Genomic DNA, 19,171 nt, shown 5'->3' on the forward strand with positions numbered 1-19,171 from the left:
CTTCGGCTTTCAGGCGCCGAAGGTGTAGCGCACGCCCAACCAGGCCGCGCGCGGTGCGGCGGGCGACACCAGGCTGGCCCGGGTCACCGGGTCATCGCCGTTGGCGTTGCGCGGCAGCCCGCGCGCGATGTAGGCCCCGCTGGCCGTGAAAGCATCGGTGCCAAGCTGGCCGCCGGTCGCGTACTTGCGGTCGAACAGGTTGGCGACCTGCACGAAGAACTTCAGCCCGGGCCGCGGCTTGTAGTCGATGCCGAGGTTGAACACCGCATAGCCCGAAGTGCGCCCCGGTCCGGTGTAGTACACGCCGTCAGGCATGTGCAGGCCGTTCTCGTTGCCGCGCAGGTTGGCGCCGCTCGACGCGACCATGTCCAGGCCGATGCGCCATTGCGCGTTCGGTTCGAGGTCGGCGGACAGCTTGAGCACTTGCCGCGGCAACATCGGGATGCGGTCGCCCGGCCGGATCTGGATATTGCCGGTGGTTCCGGGGAAGCCGGCCAGTGCCTGGTCGTTGCTGCTGTTGCCCGACCCACCGACCGTTTCCGCGCTGCGGTAGGTCGCGTCGAGCAGCATGAAATTGCCGCCCAATGTCAGGCCGCCGGCGGGTTGCGCGTTCAAGCCCAGTTCGATGCCCTGCCGGCGTGTCTTGCCGAAGTTCTTGAAGTAGCCGAAGCCGCTCGAATCATCGGCCACGAACAACAGGTCATCGCGGTTGTCGGAACGGAACACGCCGAAGTTCCATGTGGTATTCGGCTGCACCACCCCGCGAAGGCCGGCCTCGTAGGTCGTTGTCACCACCTGCTTGAGCGGGGGGTCGCCGGCAAAGGAATTGGGCAGCTTGCACGGGCTCGCCGGATCGGCGCAACCCAGCTCGATCGCCGTCGGCGCGCGGCTGCCCTGGTTGGCCCCGGCATAGAGGGTGACGGCTTCGTTCGGCGCGAAGGTCAGCCCGATCGCGGGATTGAGGCGGCTGAAGGTGTAGCGGCCATCCAGCGAGCCCGGGCCGCCACCGGGCGTCAGGCCATCGGTATTGTTGACCGAAGTACTGTTGTAGCGGCCCGAGAGCGTGAGGTGCGTCTTCGCATCGAGCGCCATGGTGTCGGTGGCATACACGCTGTAGGTGCTCGACCGGCTCGACAAGGCGACGCGCGCATCGAAGGCGTTCTCTGAATCCTGCGTGCCATCGGCAAAGGCGCCGGGGCCGAACACCGGCGTCACGCTGCGGTCGGGGTTGATGTAGCCGAACTGCGTGCTCTGGCCGAAGCGCACGCGGCTCGCATCGTAGGCTGCGCCCAGCACGACCAGGTGTTCGACGCTTCCCGTCTTCGCTGCCGCGGAAAATTGTCCCGCGAGGCCCTGGTTCTGCTGCTTTGTCTCGGTGCGGTTGATCAGGCCGTTGCACTTCTCGTTGGGTTCGGTGTTGAGCAGCGCGTTGGCGATGCAGCGCCACTTCGGAAACGGCGTATTGGAGGCGTTGGCGCCGCTCGTCGGCACGCCCGTGAAGCCCGCGGCGGCGAGTGCCGCGCGCTCGGCCGGGCTGGGTTGGTAGACCGATTCGCTCAAGGCATCGTCGTTGACGTCGCCGTTGAAAGTGTTCGTCCTGATGTTGCGATAGTAGGCGTTGCCCGACAGTGTCCAGGTGTCGTTCAAGGCCTGGGTCATCGCGAGGTTCAGGAAGGTCGACTTGTTCGTGGTGTTGTCGGGAATCGTGCGCACGCTGGCCCAGTCGCGCTGCAGTGCGCCCAGCGCCTGCGTGCCGTTGCCGGTGAGGTCGTTGTCGGCGAAGGCCGCGGTGAGCGAGATGCTGCCGTCGCGCGTCACCCGTCCGACCTTGGTGAAGAGCTGGCTCACATCGGTGGGCGAAGCGACGCGCCAGCCATTCTCGTGAAAGCGGTTGCCGGCGATGAACCAGTTCCAGCCGCTGTCCTTGTCGCTGCCGCCGGTCTCGAACTCGGCGGCGGCGCGGCCCCACGAGCCGCCCACCACCTGGACCGAAGTGCCGGGGTCGTGCAAGCCGTCCTTGGTCTGGATGGCCAGCGCGCCGCCGAGCGTGTTGAGGCCGAACAGCGGGTTGCTGCCGGGCATCAGGGCGATCGTCGAGATGACCGAGCGCGGAATCAGGTCCCAGCTCACGACGTCGCCGAAGGGTTGATTCAGGCGCACGCCATCCATGAACACCGACAAACCCTGCGGCGTGCCCAGCAGCGGCGACGCGGTGAAGCCGCGGTAGTTGATGTCGGGCTGGAACGGGTTGCCTTGGGTCTCGTTCACCGTCACGCCGCCGACGGCGCGCAAGAGGAAATTCGTCAGGTCGGGCGCGTGAAGGCGCTCGAGGTCGGCACCAGTGGCCGTTTGCACATTGGACGGCAGATCGTCGCGCGGCACGTCGAGTCCGGGCAGCGGCGTCGGCGCGACGACCTCGATGGTGGCCAGCTCGCCCGATGCAGCCGCCTCTTGCGCGACGGCGCCGGTCGATTGGCACAGCATCAGCCCGGCGATGGCGGGCGCCGCCATGGAAAAGGCGCGAAGACGATCGCGATGGTTCATGGGTTGGGCTTCCTCGGGCGATGGACTTCGTTGTGGATCGAGCGCGTGTGCGCCCATCGCCCAAGGTATGCGGAACCGCTGCGCCGCGACAGGGAAAACTTCCCGCTGTGGCTCAGCAGGCTTCCGGCTGGATGAGGCCGTGACGAATCGCGAGGTGCGCCATCGCCGCCGTGGTGGCGATGCCAAGCTTGTCCTTGATCAGGCTCTGGTGGTTCGACACGGTCTTGGGACTCAGGTGCAGCGAGCGAGCGCAATCGGCGAGCGATTCGCCCCGCGACAGCAGGCGGAAGATCTCGAACTCCCGCTGCGTGAGCGATTCGACGCCCGGCGCTTCACCGGGACCTTGAAGCAAGCGCTGCGGCAGTCCCGGGCTCAGGTAGCGCCGCCCTTCGATCGCTGCATGCACCGCGTCGATCAGGCATTCGGGCGCACTGCTCTTCGACACGAAACCGAGCGCGCCGAGTTCCAGCGCACGGCGCACCAGCATCTCGCCATCGTGCATGCTGAACACCAGCGTGCGCGCATGGGGTACGCGCTCGCGCAAGCGACGCACCAGTTCGAGCCCGCTGCTGCCGGGCATCGAGACGTCGGTCACGGTGATGTCGGGCTCATGCTTGAGGTACAGCGCACAGCCTTCATCGACATGGCTGGCCTGCGCGACCACGGTCATGTCGCCGTCCTGCTCGAGCAAATGCCGGTAGCCGGCGCGCACCACCGGATGGTCGTCGACGAGCAGCAGGCGGATCATGCGCGGCTCCCGGCCTTCAGGACTCRCGCATCGGGCAACTCCAATTGCACGCGCGTGCCCTGACCCGGCGTGCTGAAGGCGCCGAACACGCCGCCGAGTGCCGCCGCGCGCTCGGCCGCGCCCATCAAGCCGAGGCCGCGCGTCTTCCGGCTCGACGCGAAGCCATTGCCATCATCTTCCACGCGCAACGCGAGGCCGCTCGGCGTCGATGCCAGCTCGACCCACACGTGCGTGGCATCCGCATGCCGGAACACGTTGGCCAGCGCCTCCTGCGTCACGCGGAAGACCGCGGTGTCCACGGCCTCGCCGAAGCCGCCGAGATCACCTGCGCACTGAAACTCGCAGGCGGTGCCGGTGCGCATCGCCCAGTCCCTGCACAGCGATTCCAGCGCCGCGGCGAGCCCCAGGGCATCGAGCTCGGCCGGCCGCAACCGGCGCAGCAGCCGGCGCACGCCGTCCTGCAGCAACTCGGCCGACGACGCCACGCGTCGCGCGGCCTGCCCGGCCTCGGCGAGCGAGCGCGAGCGCTGGATGCAGGTGGCCTCGACGCGGATGGCGGTGCAATGCTGGGCCAGTTCGTCGTGAAGCTCGCGCGCCAGGGCCAGCCGTTCACCTTCCTGCACGGTCATGAGTTGCTGGGTCAACTCGCGGTTGTGCAGCAGCAGCCCTGCGACCTCGCCGAGGCGCCGCCAGGCGTACCAGGCCAAGCCGAGCGACAGGGCCACCAGCGTCAGCGGCAGTTCGTCGGCCTGCCATGCCTCGTGGCGCGCGAACATCGCGGCCAGTCGTTCATGCAGCTCGAGCGCGCTCGACAGTGCAAACGTCCCCCCGGTGATCGCCAGCACCCAGGCCAGGTCGCCGCGCCATGCGGTGCCGCCGGCTCGCTTCATTGCCACGCTCAGCCCGGCTTGTTCACCCAGGCCGTGCACCAACCGTCGGCCGCGATCTGCTTGCGCCCGAACATCGCACAGCCAGCCCATGGGTCGGTGGCCGCGCCCTGCCACATCGCGCAGTTCGCGCAGCGCTGCGTCGCCGCATGCTTGGGATACTTCTTGGCGTCGACGCTCTTGGTGTCGTGCCTGTAGCCCAGGGCCGCCGCGGTCTCATCGGACTCCTCGACGTGCGCGGCGGCCGATACCGCGACGGGCATCAGCGTCGCGACGCAGGTGCCACCCACCAGGCAGCCCGCGAAGGCCCTCCGGGTCACCCCGACGGCCAGGCCTTTGTTGATCTCGTTCATGATCTCGTCCTCAGTTGGATGCGAGCTTGGCCGCGCCACCGGCCTGGACCGTGCGCGACGCGCCCGCGGCGCCGGGAATCTTGAAGACCCAGACCATGCCGCCCTGCTCGAGCAGGTTGATCTTCTTTGCAACCTCGCCGCCCCACAGCGGCACCGCTCCGCCCCAGCCCGACACCACGCCGATGTATTGCTCGCCACCCTGCATCCAGGTGATGGGCGGCGCAACGATGCCGGAGCCGGTCTGGAACTGCCAGACCACCTTGCCGGTCTTGGCGTCGGCCGCCTTCAGGTAGCCCTCCGGCGTGCCCCAGAAGACGAGGTTGCCACCGGTGGTCAACACGCCGCCCCAGAGCGGCGCGCCGTTCTTGACTTCCCAGGCCATCTTGCCGGTCTTCGGGTCGAAGGCGCGCAGCGAACCGATGTAGTCCTCGTTGAGCGGCTTGATCGTGAAGCCGGCGCCGAGGTAGGCCGCGCCCTTTTTGTACGCGACCGGCTCGTTCCAGATGTCCATTCCCCATTCGTTGGCTGGCACGTAGAACATCTTCGTGTCGGGGCTGTAGGCCATCGGCATCTGGTTCTTGCCGCCGAGGAAGCCGGGCGCGGCGAACACGGGGCTGCCCTTCTTGCCATCGGACGCGGCGGTCGGGTCGCCGGGACGGTTGTCCGCAATGAAATTGGGCCGCCCGGTCTTCAGGTCGATGCTGCTGGCCCAGGTGATCTTCTTGACGAACGGAAAGGCATTGATGAGCTGGCCGGTGCTGGCGTCATTGACGTAGAAGAAGCCGTTGCGGTCGGCCTTGCCGCCGACGCGCTTGCCGTCCATGTCGAAGGTGACGAACTCGTTGACGCCGTCGAAGTCCCAGCTGTCATTGGGCGTGCTCTGGTAGCTCCACTTGATCTGGCCGGTCTTCACATCGATGGCCACGGTCGAACACGAGTAGAGGTTGTCGCCCTCTCGAAGATGGCTGTTCCAGGGCGCCGGATTGCCGGTGCCGAAATAGGCCAGGCCGGTCTTGGCGTCGTAGGTGCCGCCGAGCCAGGTGGCCGCGCCGCCGGTCTTCCACAGGTCGCCGGGCCAGCTCTTGTTGGTCGTGCCGGAGATCCCGTTCTCCTTCTTGTTTCCGTCCTTGTCGAAGGTGTAGCCCATGTGGCCTTCGACGGTGGGCCGGATCCACAGCAGCTTGCCGGTCTTCGGGTCGCGCGCCTCGACGCGGCCGACCACGCCGAACTCGCCGCCCGATACGCCGGTCAGCATCACGCCGTCGGCAATGATCGGCGCCGCGGTGGCCGAGTAGCCGGCGGCGTAGTCGTCGAACTTCTCCTTCCAGACCACGTCGCCGGTGTTCTGGTCGAGCGCAACGAGTTGCGCGTCGAGGGTCGCGAAGATCACGAGGTTGTCGTAGAGCGCGGCACCCCGGTTGACCACGTCGCAGCAGGGCATGATGCCCTCGGGCAGCCGGTGCTCGTACTTCCACAGCTTCTTGCCGGTGGCCGCGTCGAGCGCGAAGATGCGCGAGTAGGACGCGGTGACGAACATCTTGCCATTCATGATCACCGGCTGAGACTCCTGCCCGCGCTGCTTCTCGCCGCCGAACGAGAAGGCCCACACCGGCAGCAGCTTGGCGGCGTTGGTGGCGTTGACCTGCTTCAGCGGCGAGTAGCGCTGGCCCTGGGTGTTGATGCCCCAGGTCAGGACGTTGCCTGTGGCAGTGGCTTCCGACTGGATCATCTTGTCCGTGACCTGCGCGTGGGCGGCAGCAGCGGCCAGGCCGGCCGAGATGAGTGCGGCTAAGAGCTTCAATTGCATGGTGTCTCCTGAGGGTGGAACATGGGTCGAGGAAGCGCGCGAAGCGCGCGCCCGCCACGCTCCAGAGGGGCAAGTGCCATGCCATGCATCCAGACCCGGCGCTGTCGCAATACGGATCGATCCGCGGTCCTTGGCATGCGGGTTTTCCCGTTGGACTGCTACAAGGTTGAACAGTCGAGGTACTGAAGAGCGTGACATCGCGTCACAGTGGCCGGATGCTGCGGCGGGCCATGGCCGGTGGAACAATCAGCGCATGTCCGATCCCATCACTGCACCGTTCGGCACCTGGGTGTCGCCGATCACCCCCGAACGCGTGGCTGCGGCCCAGACCACGCTGGTCGACGTGTTGCTCGACCGCGGCGAGGTGTACTGGATCGAAGGAAGGCCGCTGGAGGCCGGGCGCCAGGTGCTGGTGCGGCTGGGACCGGACGGCGTGGGGGTCGACGTCACGCCGACGCCCTTCTCGGCGCGCACGCGGGTCCATGAATACGGCGGTGGTGCGGTGCTGGCGGCGGCGGGCACGGTCTGCTTTTCGAACTTCTCCGACCAGCGGCTCTACCGCATCGATGGCCCCGGCGCCGCCGCGGTCGCTTTGACCCCGCCGTCCGACGCTGCCGCCCTGCGCTACGCCGACGGGCTGCTCGACGCCCGCCGCCAGCTCTGGATCGGCATTCGCGAAGACCACCGCGTACCGGGCAAGGAAGCGATCAACACGATCGTCGCCGTGGGTCTGGGCGGAGGCGACGCCGGCGAGGCGCTCGTGCAGGGCAATGACTTCTATGCATCTCCGCGTCTCAGCCCCGATGGAACAAGGCTCGCATGGCTGACATGGAATCATCCCGACATGCCGTGGACCGCCGCAGCGCTGTGGGTCGGCGATTTCGACGGCACTGCGGTCACTCACGCGGCGCACATTGCAGGCGGGCCGGGCGAATCCGTGTTCCAGCCCGAGTGGTCTGCCGACGGCCTGCTGCACTATGTGTCGGATCGATCGGGCTGGTGGAACATCTACCGGTGCGACGCGAGCGGCTCCAGCACCAACCTATGCCCGATGGCCGCGGAGTTCGGCCGCGCGCAATGGGCTTTCGGCATGTCGACGTACGCCTTCCTGTCGCCGCATCGGCTGGTGTGCGCCTACATTGAAGACGGGATGGGCAAGCTCGCACGGCTGGACCTGCGCGACAGCACGCTCGTACCCTTCGATCTTCCGTACACGGACTTCTCCGCAGTGCGGGCGAACGGCGGCAAGGTGGTGTTCAAGGCCGGCGGGCCGGGTGTTGCGAGCGCGGTCGTCGTGCTCGAAGCGAGCTCCGGCGACGCGACCGTGGTCAGGAGCGTTTCGGACCTGCGGCGCGACGCCGCGATGCGCGACCACATCTCGGTGCCCCGACGCTTCGCGTTCCCCACGCCACGAGGCGAAGTCGCGTTCGCATTGTTCTATCCGCCTGCCAATGCGCACTACCAGGGCCCGGCCGGCGCGCTGCCGCCGCTGGTGGTCAAGTGCCATGGCGGCCCCACCTCCTCGGCCTCCAGAAGCCTCGACCTGCGCACGCAGTTCTGGACCAGTCGCGGCATCGCCGTCGTCGACGTGGACTACGGCGGCAGCACCGGCTACGGCCGCGCCTACCGCGATCGCCTGCATCGGATGTGGGGCATCATCGACGCCGAAGACTGCGCGGCCGCCGCGTCGTACCTGGCTGCGGATCAGTGGGTCGATGCGACGCGGATGGTCATCACCGGCGGCAGTGCCGGGGGCTTCACGGCACTCCGCTGCCTCACGCATGCAGACCCGGCGATCCGGATGCTCTTCAAGGCGGGCGCAAGCCACTACGGCGTGAGCGATCTCCTGGCGCTGGCGCGCGAAACGCACAAGTTCGAGTCACGCTATCTGGACTGGCTGGTCGGACCGCTTTCCGACCCGCAGGCCTACTTCGACCGCACGCCGGTGCGCCACGCGGACCGGTTGAGCGCGCCGGTGGCGTTCTTCCAGGGCGCGGAAGACAAGATCGTGCCGCCCAGCCAGACCGAGCAGATGGTGGCGGCCCTGCGTGCACGAGGCATCCCGGCCCTCTACCTGCTCTTTGCCGGGGAGCAGCACGGCTTTCGACAGGCCTCGAATATTCAACAAGCGCTACAGGCTGAAGCCGCTTTTTTTGATGCACTGGCGTTCGGTGTCAGCACCGATGCCATGCCGATCAGCAGCCGGTGAGCGGTGCCGGTGGACAACTGCGGGAGCGGTTGGTGGGACCCGGCTTTTTCGACAGGCAACTTCAGGATTTCAGGGCGATGGTCACCAGCGCGCTGGTGTCGGTCACTGCGTTGACGCCGTGCGTCGCGTTCCCGGTGAGGAACAGCATCTGCCCTGCCGCCAGCCTCACGGTGGCCTCATCGAGCGCAACATCCAGGCTGCCTTCGAGGCAGTGAATCGTGATTTCGCCGGGCACCTTGTGCGGCGGCAGCGACTTCCCCGCAAGCAGCACCAGGCGCATGACCTCAAGGTCTGCCGACTTGAACAGCGCCGACGTCTTGTCGGTCGAAAGACGAGCACCCAATGGTCGTATGTCGAGCGCTTGGCCGGGAGAAGCGTGCTGGAGTGCCATGTCGGTATGAAGCTCTGGGATGGCCCCGGTCAGTTTCCATCAACTTGAGGACAAGTTCCGGCCCAGCCGTGCCGCCTCTATCGCGGCGATGTCGATCTTCTTCATGGTCATCATCGCGTCGAACGCGCGCTTGGCCGCCGCGCCATCGGGGTCGGACAGCGCCGCGATGAGGGCGCGCGGGGTGATCTGCCATGACAATCCCCACCGGTCCTTGCACCAGCCGCACTCGCTTTCCTGGCCGCCATTGCCGACGACTGCGTTCCACAGGCGGTCGGTTTCGGCCTGGTCGTCGGTCGCGATCTGAAAAGAGAAGGCCTCGTTGTGCTTGAAGTGCGGGCCGCCGTTCAGCCCGATGCAGGGGATGCCGACGACGGTGAACTCGACCGTCAGGACGTCGCCCTGCTTGCCGTCGGGATAGTCGCCCGGTGCGCGGAAGACGGCGCCGACAGCGCTGTCGGGGAATGTTGCGGCATAGAAGTTTGCGGCGTCAACGGCGGCGCCCTCGTACCACAGACAGATCGTGTTCTTGCTGGTCATATCGTGTCTCCTGAAGCGTTGAGCACCCGGCATCCGCCACCGTCCAGACAACTCCGATCGTCCGCATCGCGCCACCTCGGTTTGTCGGCCGGGACGGATGCCATTGTAGGGATCCGCCGATTGTTCCCGGTGTCACCGGCCCCGTCAGTCCGGAAACACATAATCGATGTAGATGTCGCCCGTCTCGAAGTCCGGCGGCAGCCGGTCCAGCTGCTTGTGCGCCTCGGGGGATGCCTTCGCGAAGGTCGTGGCCAGCCAGTCGCTGCGCACGAGCTTCTTGCCGGTCTGCTTCTCGAGTGCCTCCATCAGCGGGATGCGCGGGACTTCGGTCTGCTTGTCGATGCTGCCGTAGGTGCGCTTGGCGCTCGGGAAGCCCGTCTCGGTCGAGCACATCGCCACGCATTTCATCGAGAGCGCGCCGACCGCCGGGATCGGCGTGGCGTTGGTGCTTCCGTGGTGGCCGACCTTGTAGAAATCGATCGACGACAGGATCCGTCGCGCTTCGGCCGAGAGGCCCGGGTCGGCGCCCTTCACTGGCTTGCCGTAGAGCCAGTACGCCCAATTGCCCCATTGAGCGTCGCCGACGAACAGCAGCTTCTTGCCCCGGCAGGTGAAGAGCACGACGAGGCTCTGGTTGTTGAGCGTGCCGTCGATCGCCGTCGCCGCGGCGGCCAGCACGTCGGGCTGCACGTCGTGCAGCGCCTTCTCCATCATGGCGGGCGATGCCCATGGCCGGAAGGCTTCCGGCGGATAGTCGGCTGCTGTCGCCGGCCACCGGCGCTCGAAGGGCTCGAAGCCTTCCGCATCCGGAAGGCCCTGCGCATCGACCGCCGCGAGATACTGCTCCGCCTTGTTGTCGCTGGCGGTGAAATCGGCGACCGCGTGTTTCGGCGCCGGCCCGAGGATCTGCGCCGTCAGTGTGCCGCGCAGCGAGGGCGGCAGCTCGGCCGTGTCGCCGGCCTCGTAGTAGTGCACGGGCGGCGAATTCCTGAAGCCGCGGGTGACCAGCGCCATGGCCTGGTCGTTGCTGCCGCCCGCGACGCCGAGGGCGTTTTCCGCCATGGCCAGTGCCTGCGCGCCATCGAGGTCCTGGCGCGCCGCGAGCTGCAGGCGCAGGTGCATGGCGAGCGAGTGGATCTGCGACTTGATCTTCATCGCCCCACCATCCTTCGGGTCCAGGCGATTGGTGATCCAGACCGCCTCGACCTCGAATTGCTCGAACTCCCTGGCCTGCGTCGCGAAACCGGACAGATGGTCCGCGTGGTAGTGGGTCACGATCACGAGCGCCAGCTTGCGGCCGGTGGCCTCGATCAGATCCTGTACGCAGGCCGGCATGCTCTTGATGTTGCCGGCGTGCACGCCGCAATCGATGAGGATGTGCCGCGGGCCGTGGCGCGTCGGCACGGTCACGAGGAAGAAGTCCCCGAAACCCACGCGGTACATGCGCACGCGCAGCCCGCTGCGGTCCGCGGTGGCGTTCGTCCGGGTCGCCTTCTTCGCCGGCGCCGTCTTCCTGGCCGTTGCCTTCCTTGCCGGTGCAGTCGTCTTGGTCGCCATGGTCATATCCCCTGATGCAGAAGTCCGAAGTCGACCTGGAAGTGGCTGTCCTTGCCGGTGTCGCCGTTGACGAGGCCGGTGGCGAACGCATACCGCCTTTGCCTCGCCTCCCGCATGTCGGCCTCGGACCCGACGAGCGGCTTGCGTACCGCGAAGCGAACCCTGGGTGGAATGTGGTGGCCGTAGTGGTCGCGGTCGGGCGCCGCGATGATCAGCGTCACGCCGCCGCGCAGGGGGAACGAGCCAGCCTCCGGATAGTCCTTGTCGAAGGGCACACGGCGCGTCTGGACCAGCTCGACCACCATGTCGATGCGCATCCTGCCGTCCGGCGCCATGCGGAACACCTGGTGGAAGGACGGCGCATAGGGCAAGCGCTCCGGCGCAAGGCCCGGATCGTCGTCGAAGCCGAGCCGGGCCGCATTCTGCCGTGCGTACGCGCGCAGGATCGCTCCGTTGAGGTCCTTCTGCGCCCGCGTCAGGCCGCCTGGAAGTCCGAACTGCAGTTCCTGCGCCACGCGCTCCCGGGTCTCCGGATCCTCGATCTCCGCCACCACGGACGGCAGCGCCTCGGGGACGGGGCTCTTCGTCCAGTCGGGCACCCGTGTCCAGCAGAGCGCGTCTTCGGAGAAGAAGCTGGCGCCGTCGGGATAGATGCCGCGCACGCGGAAGGCCTGCATCAGCGCCTGCCGCAGGCCACGATCTTCTTCCGGGCGCAGGTCGACGCTCGCGGTGATGAGCGCGCGCAGGAAGTCGCCGAAGGTGATGTCGATCGGCGGGCAATAGTCCAGCGCACGGGCGCAGAGCTGGAAGAACGCGTCGGCGGTCTTCGATGCGTGCTCCGTCAGCAGGGTTGCCAGCGAGCTCGGCAACTCGGGCGACGACATCGACGCGCCGCCCGCGCGGTAGATGCGAAAGAGGTCGGCGGAGGCGCTCAGGTAGGTCGAGAAGTAGGCGTCGAAGACCGCCGCCACGAGGATCGAGCCGCGGTAGTGCGGATCGTTGACGCGCTGGCTCAGCGCGCCGGGATCGGGCCGCTCCTCGAGGGCGGCGCGCAGGCCGTGGCCCATGCCGGAAGCCTGCCCGAATTGCTGTGCGAGTTCGACCAGCGGATTGCGCACGGATGATTCGGCACGGATGCGGGCCCCCGTTTCGGTCGGGGCGCCGCTCATGTGCGCCGACCCCTCCGCCGGCGCGGCATCCGGCGTCAGCTCGAACGGATACAGGCGCCCGCCCGTCTTGCGAATCGTGTCGAGCAGCGCATCCTTGTGCGAGAAGTGCAGGAAGAGCGCCGTGAGGTCGGCGAAGGCTTCATGAAACGCGAGCACGTCCGGATTGGTCGGCTCCGTGAAGAAGGTGCGGATGCCGTCGATGACCGCATGCGTGACCTCGTGCGCGATGATGTCGTGCGACAGGCAGGTGAAGACACGCTGGCCCGGCAGGTTGTTGCCCTGGTTCTTCTCCGCCGCGCGAAAGTAGCCGAAAAGAATCCCCTGCGCCTCGCGGCTGTAGAACGCGTTGGCCTGCACCATCGCATGCGGATAGAGCTTGAGCACCCAGATGTCGTCCGCCGGGTCCGTGGGCTTCTCCTGCCCCGCGGGCCGATCGGCGCGGCGCCAGTGGACCGTGCGGCCGAGCGCCGCCTCGAACTTCTCGACCGTCTGCGACGCAACGGCATAGACCATCTGCTGGTGGAACCTCGGATCGGATTCCGAGGGATCGAGCCCGTTGCGCGAGAGGATGCGATAGTCGTTGAGATCGACGGGCGGGTAGTAGCACTTGTTCGCGCCGTCATAGTCGATCACCGCGAACCGGCGCCCGACCGGGCCGGGCTTGAGGTTCCTCTCCCAGCGGATATCGACCGACATCACGTTGCCGACGAAGTTGCCGGCGCTCGGGTCCAGCGCGTAGACCCGCAGCTTGCGCGTCGCAGGTTCGGGGATCTTCATCCAGGGCGGCTGCGCGGTGCTTCTGACCGCCCGCTTGCGCGGCACTGCGGCGCGTGTCGTCTTGTCTGCCATGCGCGGGTCTCCGTTTCTTCTTGAGTTGTCGGTGCCGGTGGCATCGCGTCGCCGTCGTCACAGCGGCAGCCGGTAGTCGATCCAGTCTTCCTTCACATCCACCCTGTCGAGGAACTGCCCCCATTCGGCGTCGGACACGGCTGCCGGCTTCGCGGGGATTCCAAGTTCGAGGTCGAGGATGCGGCCCTTGCAACGCTCGCCGAGGCGCTCGTAGAGCGACGGGAAAGGCATGTTCCATTCCATCTTCGCCGCGGTCTTGCGGTCGAGCGGCAGCATCGCGACCAGGCCTTCGTCGGTCATCCGCTCCAGGCCGTTTTCTCGCAGCGTCGCGTTGTGGCTGCCGTGGTGGCCGATCTTGTAGAACACGGTGCGTGCGAGCAGTTGCGCCGCCTTGACCTTGCGCGTGGCGCCACCCGAATCGACGGTCCATTCGATGCCGTCCCACGACAGCCAGTTGCCGACCTGCGCATCGGCGGGAAACAGCAGCACCTCGCCGGTCGCCTCGAGCTCGAAAGCCAGCACCAGGCTGGTGTTGTTGGTGTCGGAATCGAGCTGCAGGGCGAGCGCGCCCGCGGGGCCGAGCCAGTCGTTCTCGATGCGCCGCCATGCGGGCCCCTGCTCGTAGCGATCACTGAAGAAAGGCGTGGCACGCGCCTTGTCTTCGCTGATGCGGAACCACTCGTCGAAGGGTTGCATCGCAGGTGCGACGCCCTGCTCGATCGCATCGATGGCCGCGAAGAGGCCGAACTCCGCGCCGCTCGCGGCGGCCAGCTGGTAGACCTCGCTCGCGCCTTTCGTCGGATCGCTCTTCTTGATCCACTTCCTGTCGTGCGGCGGACCGAGCACATAGACCCGGACGCCCTTCGCGCCGGGCAAGGTGAAGGTTTCGCCGGGAAACAGGTAGCGCGGCGGGCGCGGCGCCGTGCGCGCCTTGACCCAGTCCATGGCCGACCGGGTGGTGGCGCGCGCGGCGGCGCCGGGGCCGCCAAAGAAGGCCAGGATCGCGTCCAGGCGCGCCGCCGTCTTCTGCGCCGCCGGCTCGTTCACCGCCGCGAACTGCCGGCTCGCCGCCGCGATCCGGTTCAGGGCCGACGCGCGCCGGCCGCGAAGCTCGTCGGCCAGCGCCTCGCCGGGCTTCTCGGTCCACGCGACCCAGGCCTCGCCGACTTCGAGCTGTTCCTTCTCCAGCATCGGCTGGGCCTGCGCGAAGCCCGAGACGTGGTCCCAGTGCTCGTGCGTGGCAACGATGACGTCGAGCCTGGGCTTCGTCGCGGCCACGATATGGCCCGCGACCTTCTGCATCCTGGCCTTGGCGTCCGAGGTTCCCAGCAGCACGCCGAAATCGATCAGCACATGCACCTCGCCGGCGTCGCCCGGAAAGCTCAGCAGGAATGAATCGCCCAGACCCTGGCGGAACATGCGGATGCGAACGGAGTCCATGTCGCGCTCCTGACTCAATGCCGGTGCAGGACCGCGAAGGGCTCACGCTCCTCCGCGCCGGGCGAGCCGAAGTACGTCGCGGCGAGGCTGCGGCTGCCCTCGTCGACGAAGAAGCGGCGCTGCCGGTTCTTGCGCTCTTCGGTGAGCTTCTTCTTGATGCTGTAGCGCACCTCTCCGGTCTCCGCATCGACCAGCAGCGTGCATCCGCCGCGGAAGTAGTAGTCGGGCTTGCGACCGGCGTGATCGCCCTCGCCGCCGACATGCTGCGGGATGCGCTGCGTCAGTTCGATGACCCACTGGAAGTTCGGGCGGCCCTCCCAATCCATGCGAATCGACGGACGCAGCGAATGCACCTCGAACGGCAGCTCGGGATCGATGCCCGCCAGCACCACGCTTTCCTTCGAGAGCCGGGGCTTCAGGTGGGCGTGCAGCGCGGCGCGGCGATCGCGGGTCAGCTCGAAGAGGGCCTGGCGATCCTTGGAGAGCCCCCAGGAGCGGATGTCCTTGGCCCATTCCTTGACGATGCCGACCACCACGTGCTCGTCCTCGTCGGGCGCCGCCGTCGCCGCGCGCCAGAGCAGTCCTTCGACCGAGAAGGCCTGGACGGTCTCCGCCACGATGCCGCGCCGCCGGAAGGCCTCGATGAACGCCACCCGGCGGTGCTCCTCGTCCACCGGGTCGTTCTCGAAGTCCGCGGTGACGAGGGCGCGCAGGTAGTCGCCGAAAGTGATGTCCACCGGCGGGCAATAGTCGAGCGCGCGGATGCACATGTCGAGCACCTGGCGCGCCGATTGCGAAGCCTCGTCGGTGAGCCGGTCGACCAGATCGGGCTGCAGGCTGCCCTCGGGCGTCACGCCGGTGCCCTCGCTCGCGATCCGGAAGAGATCGGCGACGCGGCTCTTGTAGATGGAGAGGAAGGCATCGAACACGGCGGCCACCAGCACCGCGCCGCGTTCGTGCGGCTCGGAAGATCGCTGGTAGTCGCCGGGCTGGCCTTCGAGGCGCGTCCAGCGGCCGGTCTGCTCGTCGATGCTGCCGATCGCGCTTCGGAGCGCGCCCCGGCTGCCGATCGCCTGGCCGAATTCCTGCGCCAGCTGGCCGAGCTGGCTCTGGCCGGCGAGGTCTCCGCGCGTCGATGCGATCTGGTGCCGCAGCACTTCCGGCAGGGAGAAATGCTGGAACAGCGCGACGATGTCCGCGAAGGCCTCATGGAAGGCGAGCACGTCCGGATTGCTGGGCTCGCTGAAGCGCCGGTGCATGCCGTCGAGCAGCGCGTGCGTCACCTCGTGCGCCACGATGTCGTGCGAGAGGCAGCTGAAGACGGTGAGCCGGGCCGCGCTCTCCTGCGCCGACGCCGGCGCCGAGAAATAGCCGAACAGCAAGGCCTTCTTGTCGGGGCTGTAGTAGGCGTTGGCCTCGCGCAGCGCGTGCGGATAGATGCGCAGGCGCTGGACGTACGCCTCGCCCAAGCGGCCTTCGGCGTCCTTCGTGCCGTGCGAGCGCCACAAGGCCAATCGCCCGAGCGCGCGCTCGAAGGTGCGGATGGTCCGCATCGCGACCGCATACACCATCTGCTGGTGGAACTGCGGGCTGCTTTCCGAGGGCGGCAGCCCATGCTGCGCCACCACGTAGCGGTCGTTCAGGTCGACCGGTTCGTAGAAGCACCGGCTCGCGGGATCGCGGTCCACCACCTCGATGTATTCGCCGGCCGGCCCCGGCTCGAGGATGTCGGCGCCGGCGGCGTCGCGCTCCCAGGGAACGCGGATCAGGGTCTCGTTGATGCCGGCGGTCTCGCGCTGGCGGCCCATGCTGGGGTCGAAGGCAAAGACGCGCACCAGACGTTGCGTCGCCGGGGCGATCGGGGGGGCATCGACTTTCGGTGCCGCAGGGGCCGTGCCCTTCTTCGCCGTCGCCTTGGGTGTCTTGCGCTCGATCTGGTAGCGGACCTGGCCGCTGTCGGCGTCGACGATCAGCGTGACCCCGGCCCACGGCCGGACGTCGACTTCGACTTCCAGTTCGAGCGCCCTGGCCTTCGGCTTCGCGCGCGCCCTGGTGGACACCTCCTGGACCAGCTTGATGACCCACTGGAACGCGAAGTTGCCGGACGCGTCGCTGCGCTCGCGCGGATGGAAGGACTCGACCTCGAAGCGCCGGTGCAGATCGATCGGACCGATCGCGCCGATCGGACTGTCGCAGAGGCGCTTGTGCAGCAGCGCGCGCTTGTCTTCCAGCAGCTTCCACAGCGCCTCGCGATCGCGCGGCAGCGTCCACGGCGTGAACTCGAGCGACAGCTCGCGCACGAACTCGCTCACCGCGCGCGTCGCGTCGGAGTTCGCCGGCGCCCGCCAGAGGATCGTGTCCTGCGACAGAGTGCCGACTTCCGAAAGGGGAATGCCGTAGCTGCGAAAAGCGTCGACGAAAGCCAGGCGGTAGTTGCCGTCGTCGACCGGGCGGATGTCGTAGTCGGCCGTGACGATGGCGCGCAGGAAGTCGCCGCTCGTGGTTTCCACGGGCGGCATGTAGTCGAGCGCGCGGATGATCATCTCCAGCACGCGCTGCGCCGAGCGCGACGCCTCCTGCGCCAGCCGGTTCACGAGATCGGGATGCAACAGGCCCTCGGGCAGGATGCCGCTGCCCTTGGTGGCGATGCGCCGCAGGTCCGAGGTGCGCGCCTCGTAGATCTTCTTCAGGGCCTCGAAGACCGCGCTCACCACGATCGCGCCGCGATCGTGCGGTTCGAGCGTCGCGGCGTAGGCCTTCGGATCGGGTTTGCGGGGATGCCAGACGCCCGCCTCGTCGATCGATCCGAGCGCGTTGCGGATGCCTTCGGGCCGCCCGAGGGCCTCGCCGAACTGCGGGGCGATGGCGCCGAGGCGGCTCGAGTTCTCGAGCTTTCCCCGGATCGCGGCAATCTGGCCCCGGAACACGTCCGACGGCCAGAAGTGCTGCAGCACGGCGATCAGGTCCGCGTAGGCCTCGTGCAGGGCGAGGACGTCCGGGCTCTTGCCCTTGAACGAGATGCGCATCCCGCCCAGGATGGCGTGCGTGATCTCGTGCGCGATGACGTCCTGCGACAGGCAGGTGAATACCGTGGTGCCCGCGAACGCCGAGGCTTCCCCGGCGCGGAAGTACCCCAGGCACAGGCCGTCGTCGGGCTTGTAGAAGGCGTTGGTGTCCGCGATGTAGTGCGGGTAGATGGGCAGTTGCCTGCGATAGGTCACGCGCTGGCCCTTCATCGCCGGCGGCCAATGGATCGATCGTCCGAGCGCGCGCTCGAAGTTGCGGATCGTCCGCATCGCGACCGCATACGCCATCTGGTGGTGGAACTGCGGATTGCCGTCGGAAGGCGCGAGGCCGTCGTTCGCCAGGATTTGCGGGTCGTCGAGGTCGACCGGCGGATGCACCTGGCGCCCCTGGTCGTCCTTGTCCACCACGGCCACGTATTCGCCGATCGGCCCGGGCTGCAGGTCCTCCCACGGCACGAGCAGCGTCATCTCGTTCATCACCGCGGTCTCGAAGCGCGCGGTGGTGCCGGGATCGAAGGCGAAGACACGCAGCCTGCGGTAGACCGGAAGCGGAACCCGCCAGTGCCTGTCGATCCTGGGTTCCATGGCCACTAGGGCGCGACCGTCGCGAGTTCGGGCGCGTACTTGCCGACGCGCGACGCCAGCAGCGCGCCGCCGTGCCGCAGCAGGACGCGCATCTCGTCGTCGTTGAGCTTCTTCAGGTTGGTCGGGATCGCGGAAGCGAAGCTCGCGTCGCCCTGCTGCTGCTCGCCCTCGAGGCTGTCGATGGAGAACCACAGCGGCCGCGCGCCCTTGCCGGCAAGATGGCGATGCTCGATGCGGTCGAACTGCAGGCCGCGGATCTGCTCCATCATGATGTCGAGGCTCGCCTTGAGGACGATCGCACCCGATTCGGTGGGGCGGTCCTCGAAAGCGAAGGGCTTGCCGCCGTCGCTGACGATCAGGTAGTCGATCGGGTTGCGCGCCGTCCGCAGCAGCGGGTTCACGCCCATGTTGTCGTAGACGCCGCCGTCGGTGAGCGTCACGTACTCGACCGTGGCGGCGGCCGGCGGGTAGATCGAAGGCGGCAGCAGCAGCGGCGGAAACACCGGCGGGAACGCCGACGAGGCGGCCACCGCGCGGCTGATCGGGAAGTCCGGCGCGGGAACCACGCCGAGTTCGTGTTCGCCCATTTCCTCTGCCTTGCCGCCGCCGGCGACGAAGAAGAACATGTTGCCGGTGGCGAGGTTGGTGGCGTTGAAATAGATGCGCGGGCCGCCCTTGAGGCTCGACAAGGTCTTGCCCTGGAACAGGTCGCGATCGTAGGAATTGGCGAGCTTGTCGAGCCGTGACTCGAAGGGGTCGAGGATGCCGCCGACCACCGACGCCACGGCGATCGACCGGGTCCGCAGGTAGGTCTCGAGCTTGTCGAGGCAGGCCGGGTCGCCCCAGTTCACGGCGAGAGTCCCTCCCGCGATGCTCCCGCCGCTGACGCACGAGACGAGGTCCAGCTTGTCCAGCAGGTTCAGCGCCTGCAATCGGCGCATCACGCCCAGGTGGAACGCCGCCGCCCTGAATCCGCCGCCGGACAGCGCGAGCCCGATCCGCTTCTCGACACCGTCGATCTTGAATGCCATGGCGGTCCCCTCTCCAGAGGCATCGGATGCTAGACCTG

13 protein-coding genes are annotated in these 19,171 nt (G+C 67.7%); 1 reads left to right on the forward strand and 12 read right to left on the reverse strand.

The genetic code is table 11. The features are described 5' to 3' along the window. Positions 1 to 9 precede the first annotated feature (9 nt). The 5 genes from AC1D2E_RS16115 to AC1D2E_RS16135 form a co-directional block, all read right to left on the reverse strand. Positions 10 to 2,544, reverse strand: coding sequence for a TonB-dependent receptor (locus tag AC1D2E_RS16115; RefSeq protein WP_478198309.1), 2,535 nt, complete (start codon positions 2,542 to 2,544; stop codon positions 10 to 12). Between the two features lie 112 nt (positions 2,545 to 2,656). Next, positions 2,657 to 3,292, reverse strand: a complete 636-nt coding sequence (locus AC1D2E_RS16120; RefSeq protein WP_478176773.1) for a response regulator — start codon at positions 3,290 to 3,292, stop codon at positions 2,657 to 2,659. Beyond that, the gene (locus AC1D2E_RS16125) at positions 3,289 to 4,182 is read right to left on the reverse strand and encodes a sensor histidine kinase (protein WP_478198310.1); all 894 of its coding nucleotides are present in this window, start codon (positions 4,180 to 4,182) and stop codon (positions 3,289 to 3,291) included. Before AC1D2E_RS16125 ends, AC1D2E_RS16120 begins: the two co-directional genes overlap by 4 nt. An 8-nt stretch (positions 4,183 to 4,190) precedes the next feature. Beyond that, the gene (locus tag AC1D2E_RS16130; RefSeq protein ID WP_478198311.1) at positions 4,191 to 4,532 is read right to left on the reverse strand and encodes a high-potential iron-sulfur protein; all 342 of its coding nucleotides are present in this window, start codon (positions 4,530 to 4,532) and stop codon (positions 4,191 to 4,193) included. A 10-nt stretch (positions 4,533 to 4,542) separates the two neighbouring features. Further along, positions 4,543 to 6,339, reverse strand: a complete 1,797-nt coding sequence (locus tag AC1D2E_RS16135) for a PQQ-dependent methanol/ethanol family dehydrogenase (RefSeq protein ID WP_478198312.1) — start codon at positions 6,337 to 6,339, stop codon at positions 4,543 to 4,545. A 253-nt stretch (positions 6,340 to 6,592) separates the two neighbouring features. Between AC1D2E_RS16135 and AC1D2E_RS16140 the strand changes: the two genes are divergently transcribed. Beyond that, entirely contained in the window at positions 6,593 to 8,548 is a 1,956-nt protein-coding gene (locus tag AC1D2E_RS16140; RefSeq protein ID WP_478198313.1) for a dipeptidyl-peptidase 5, read from the forward strand. Positions 8,549 to 8,609: 61 nt separating this feature from the next. Here AC1D2E_RS16140 and AC1D2E_RS16145 read toward each other — a convergent pair whose 3' ends face one another. The 7 genes from AC1D2E_RS16145 to AC1D2E_RS16175 all read right to left on the reverse strand — a co-directional run bounded on the left by AC1D2E_RS16145 (position 8,610) and on the right by AC1D2E_RS16175 (position 19,133). Then, positions 8,610 to 8,939: a cupin domain-containing protein gene (locus AC1D2E_RS16145; RefSeq protein ID WP_478198314.1), complete on the reverse strand. Its 330-nt coding sequence runs from the start codon at positions 8,937 to 8,939 to the stop codon at positions 8,610 to 8,612. A gap of 39 nt (positions 8,940 to 8,978) precedes the next feature. Further along, positions 8,979 to 9,476: a VOC family protein gene (locus tag AC1D2E_RS16150; protein WP_478198315.1), complete on the reverse strand. Its 498-nt coding sequence runs from the start codon at positions 9,474 to 9,476 to the stop codon at positions 8,979 to 8,981. A gap of 144 nt (positions 9,477 to 9,620) precedes the next feature. After that, positions 9,621 to 11,033 (reverse strand): MBL fold metallo-hydrolase, encoded by a 1,413-nt coding sequence (locus AC1D2E_RS16155; protein ID WP_478198316.1) that lies wholly within the window; start codon positions 11,031 to 11,033, stop codon positions 9,621 to 9,623. Between the two features lie 2 nt (positions 11,034 to 11,035). Continuing rightward, complete coding sequence (locus AC1D2E_RS16160; RefSeq protein WP_478198317.1) at positions 11,036 to 13,051, reverse strand: hypothetical protein; 2,016 nt, start codon at positions 13,049 to 13,051, stop codon at positions 11,036 to 11,038. Positions 13,052 to 13,108: 57 nt separating this feature from the next. Then, a complete protein-coding gene (locus tag AC1D2E_RS16165; RefSeq protein ID WP_478198318.1) occupies positions 13,109 to 14,491 on the reverse strand; it encodes a ComEC/Rec2 family competence protein in 1,383 nt (460 codons plus the stop codon). Between the two features lie 14 nt (positions 14,492 to 14,505). After that, positions 14,506 to 18,102, reverse strand: coding sequence for a hypothetical protein (locus tag AC1D2E_RS16170; RefSeq protein ID WP_478198319.1), 3,597 nt, complete (start codon positions 18,100 to 18,102; stop codon positions 14,506 to 14,508). Between the two features lie 5 nt (positions 18,103 to 18,107). Next, complete coding sequence (locus tag AC1D2E_RS16175) at positions 18,108 to 19,133, reverse strand: patatin-like phospholipase family protein (protein ID WP_478198320.1); 1,026 nt, start codon at positions 19,131 to 19,133, stop codon at positions 18,108 to 18,110. Positions 19,134 to 19,171 lie beyond the last annotated feature (38 nt).

This window comes from Variovorax sp. P1_H2, from assembly GCF_056405295.1.

What these genes read in the sequence shown, in the direction of transcription:
- AC1D2E_RS16160 (WP_478198317.1), bottom strand. Translation starts at nt 13,051, where the DNA reads ATGGCAGACAAGACGACACGCGCCGCAGTGCCGCGCAAGCGGGCGGTC.
- AC1D2E_RS16140 (WP_478198313.1), top strand. Translation starts at nt 6,593, where the DNA reads ATGTCCGATCCCATCACTGCACCGTTCGGCACCTGGGTGTCGCCGATC.
- AC1D2E_RS16135 (WP_478198312.1), bottom strand. Translation starts at nt 6,339, where the DNA reads ATGCAATTGAAGCTCTTAGCCGCACTCATCTCGGCCGGCCTGGCCGCT.
- AC1D2E_RS16165 (WP_478198318.1), bottom strand. Translation starts at nt 14,491, where the DNA reads ATGGACTCCGTTCGCATCCGCATGTTCCGCCAGGGTCTGGGCGATTCA.
- AC1D2E_RS16120 (WP_478176773.1), bottom strand. Translation starts at nt 3,292, where the DNA reads ATGATCCGCCTGCTGCTCGTCGACGACCATCCGGTGGTGCGCGCCGGC.
- AC1D2E_RS16175 (WP_478198320.1), bottom strand. Translation starts at nt 19,133, where the DNA reads ATGGCATTCAAGATCGACGGTGTCGAGAAGCGGATCGGGCTCGCGCTG.
- AC1D2E_RS16145 (WP_478198314.1), bottom strand. Translation starts at nt 8,939, where the DNA reads ATGGCACTCCAGCACGCTTCTCCCGGCCAAGCGCTCGACATACGACCA.
- AC1D2E_RS16155 (WP_478198316.1), bottom strand. Translation starts at nt 11,033, where the DNA reads ATGGCGACCAAGACGACTGCACCGGCAAGGAAGGCAACGGCCAGGAAG.
- AC1D2E_RS16170 (WP_478198319.1), bottom strand. Translation starts at nt 18,102, where the DNA reads ATGGAACCCAGGATCGACAGGCACTGGCGGGTTCCGCTTCCGGTCTAC.
- AC1D2E_RS16150 (WP_478198315.1), bottom strand. Translation starts at nt 9,476, where the DNA reads ATGACCAGCAAGAACACGATCTGTCTGTGGTACGAGGGCGCCGCCGTT.
- AC1D2E_RS16130 (WP_478198311.1), bottom strand. Translation starts at nt 4,532, where the DNA reads ATGAACGAGATCAACAAAGGCCTGGCCGTCGGGGTGACCCGGAGGGCC.
- AC1D2E_RS16115 (WP_478198309.1), bottom strand. Translation starts at nt 2,544, where the DNA reads ATGAACCATCGCGATCGTCTTCGCGCCTTTTCCATGGCGGCGCCCGCC.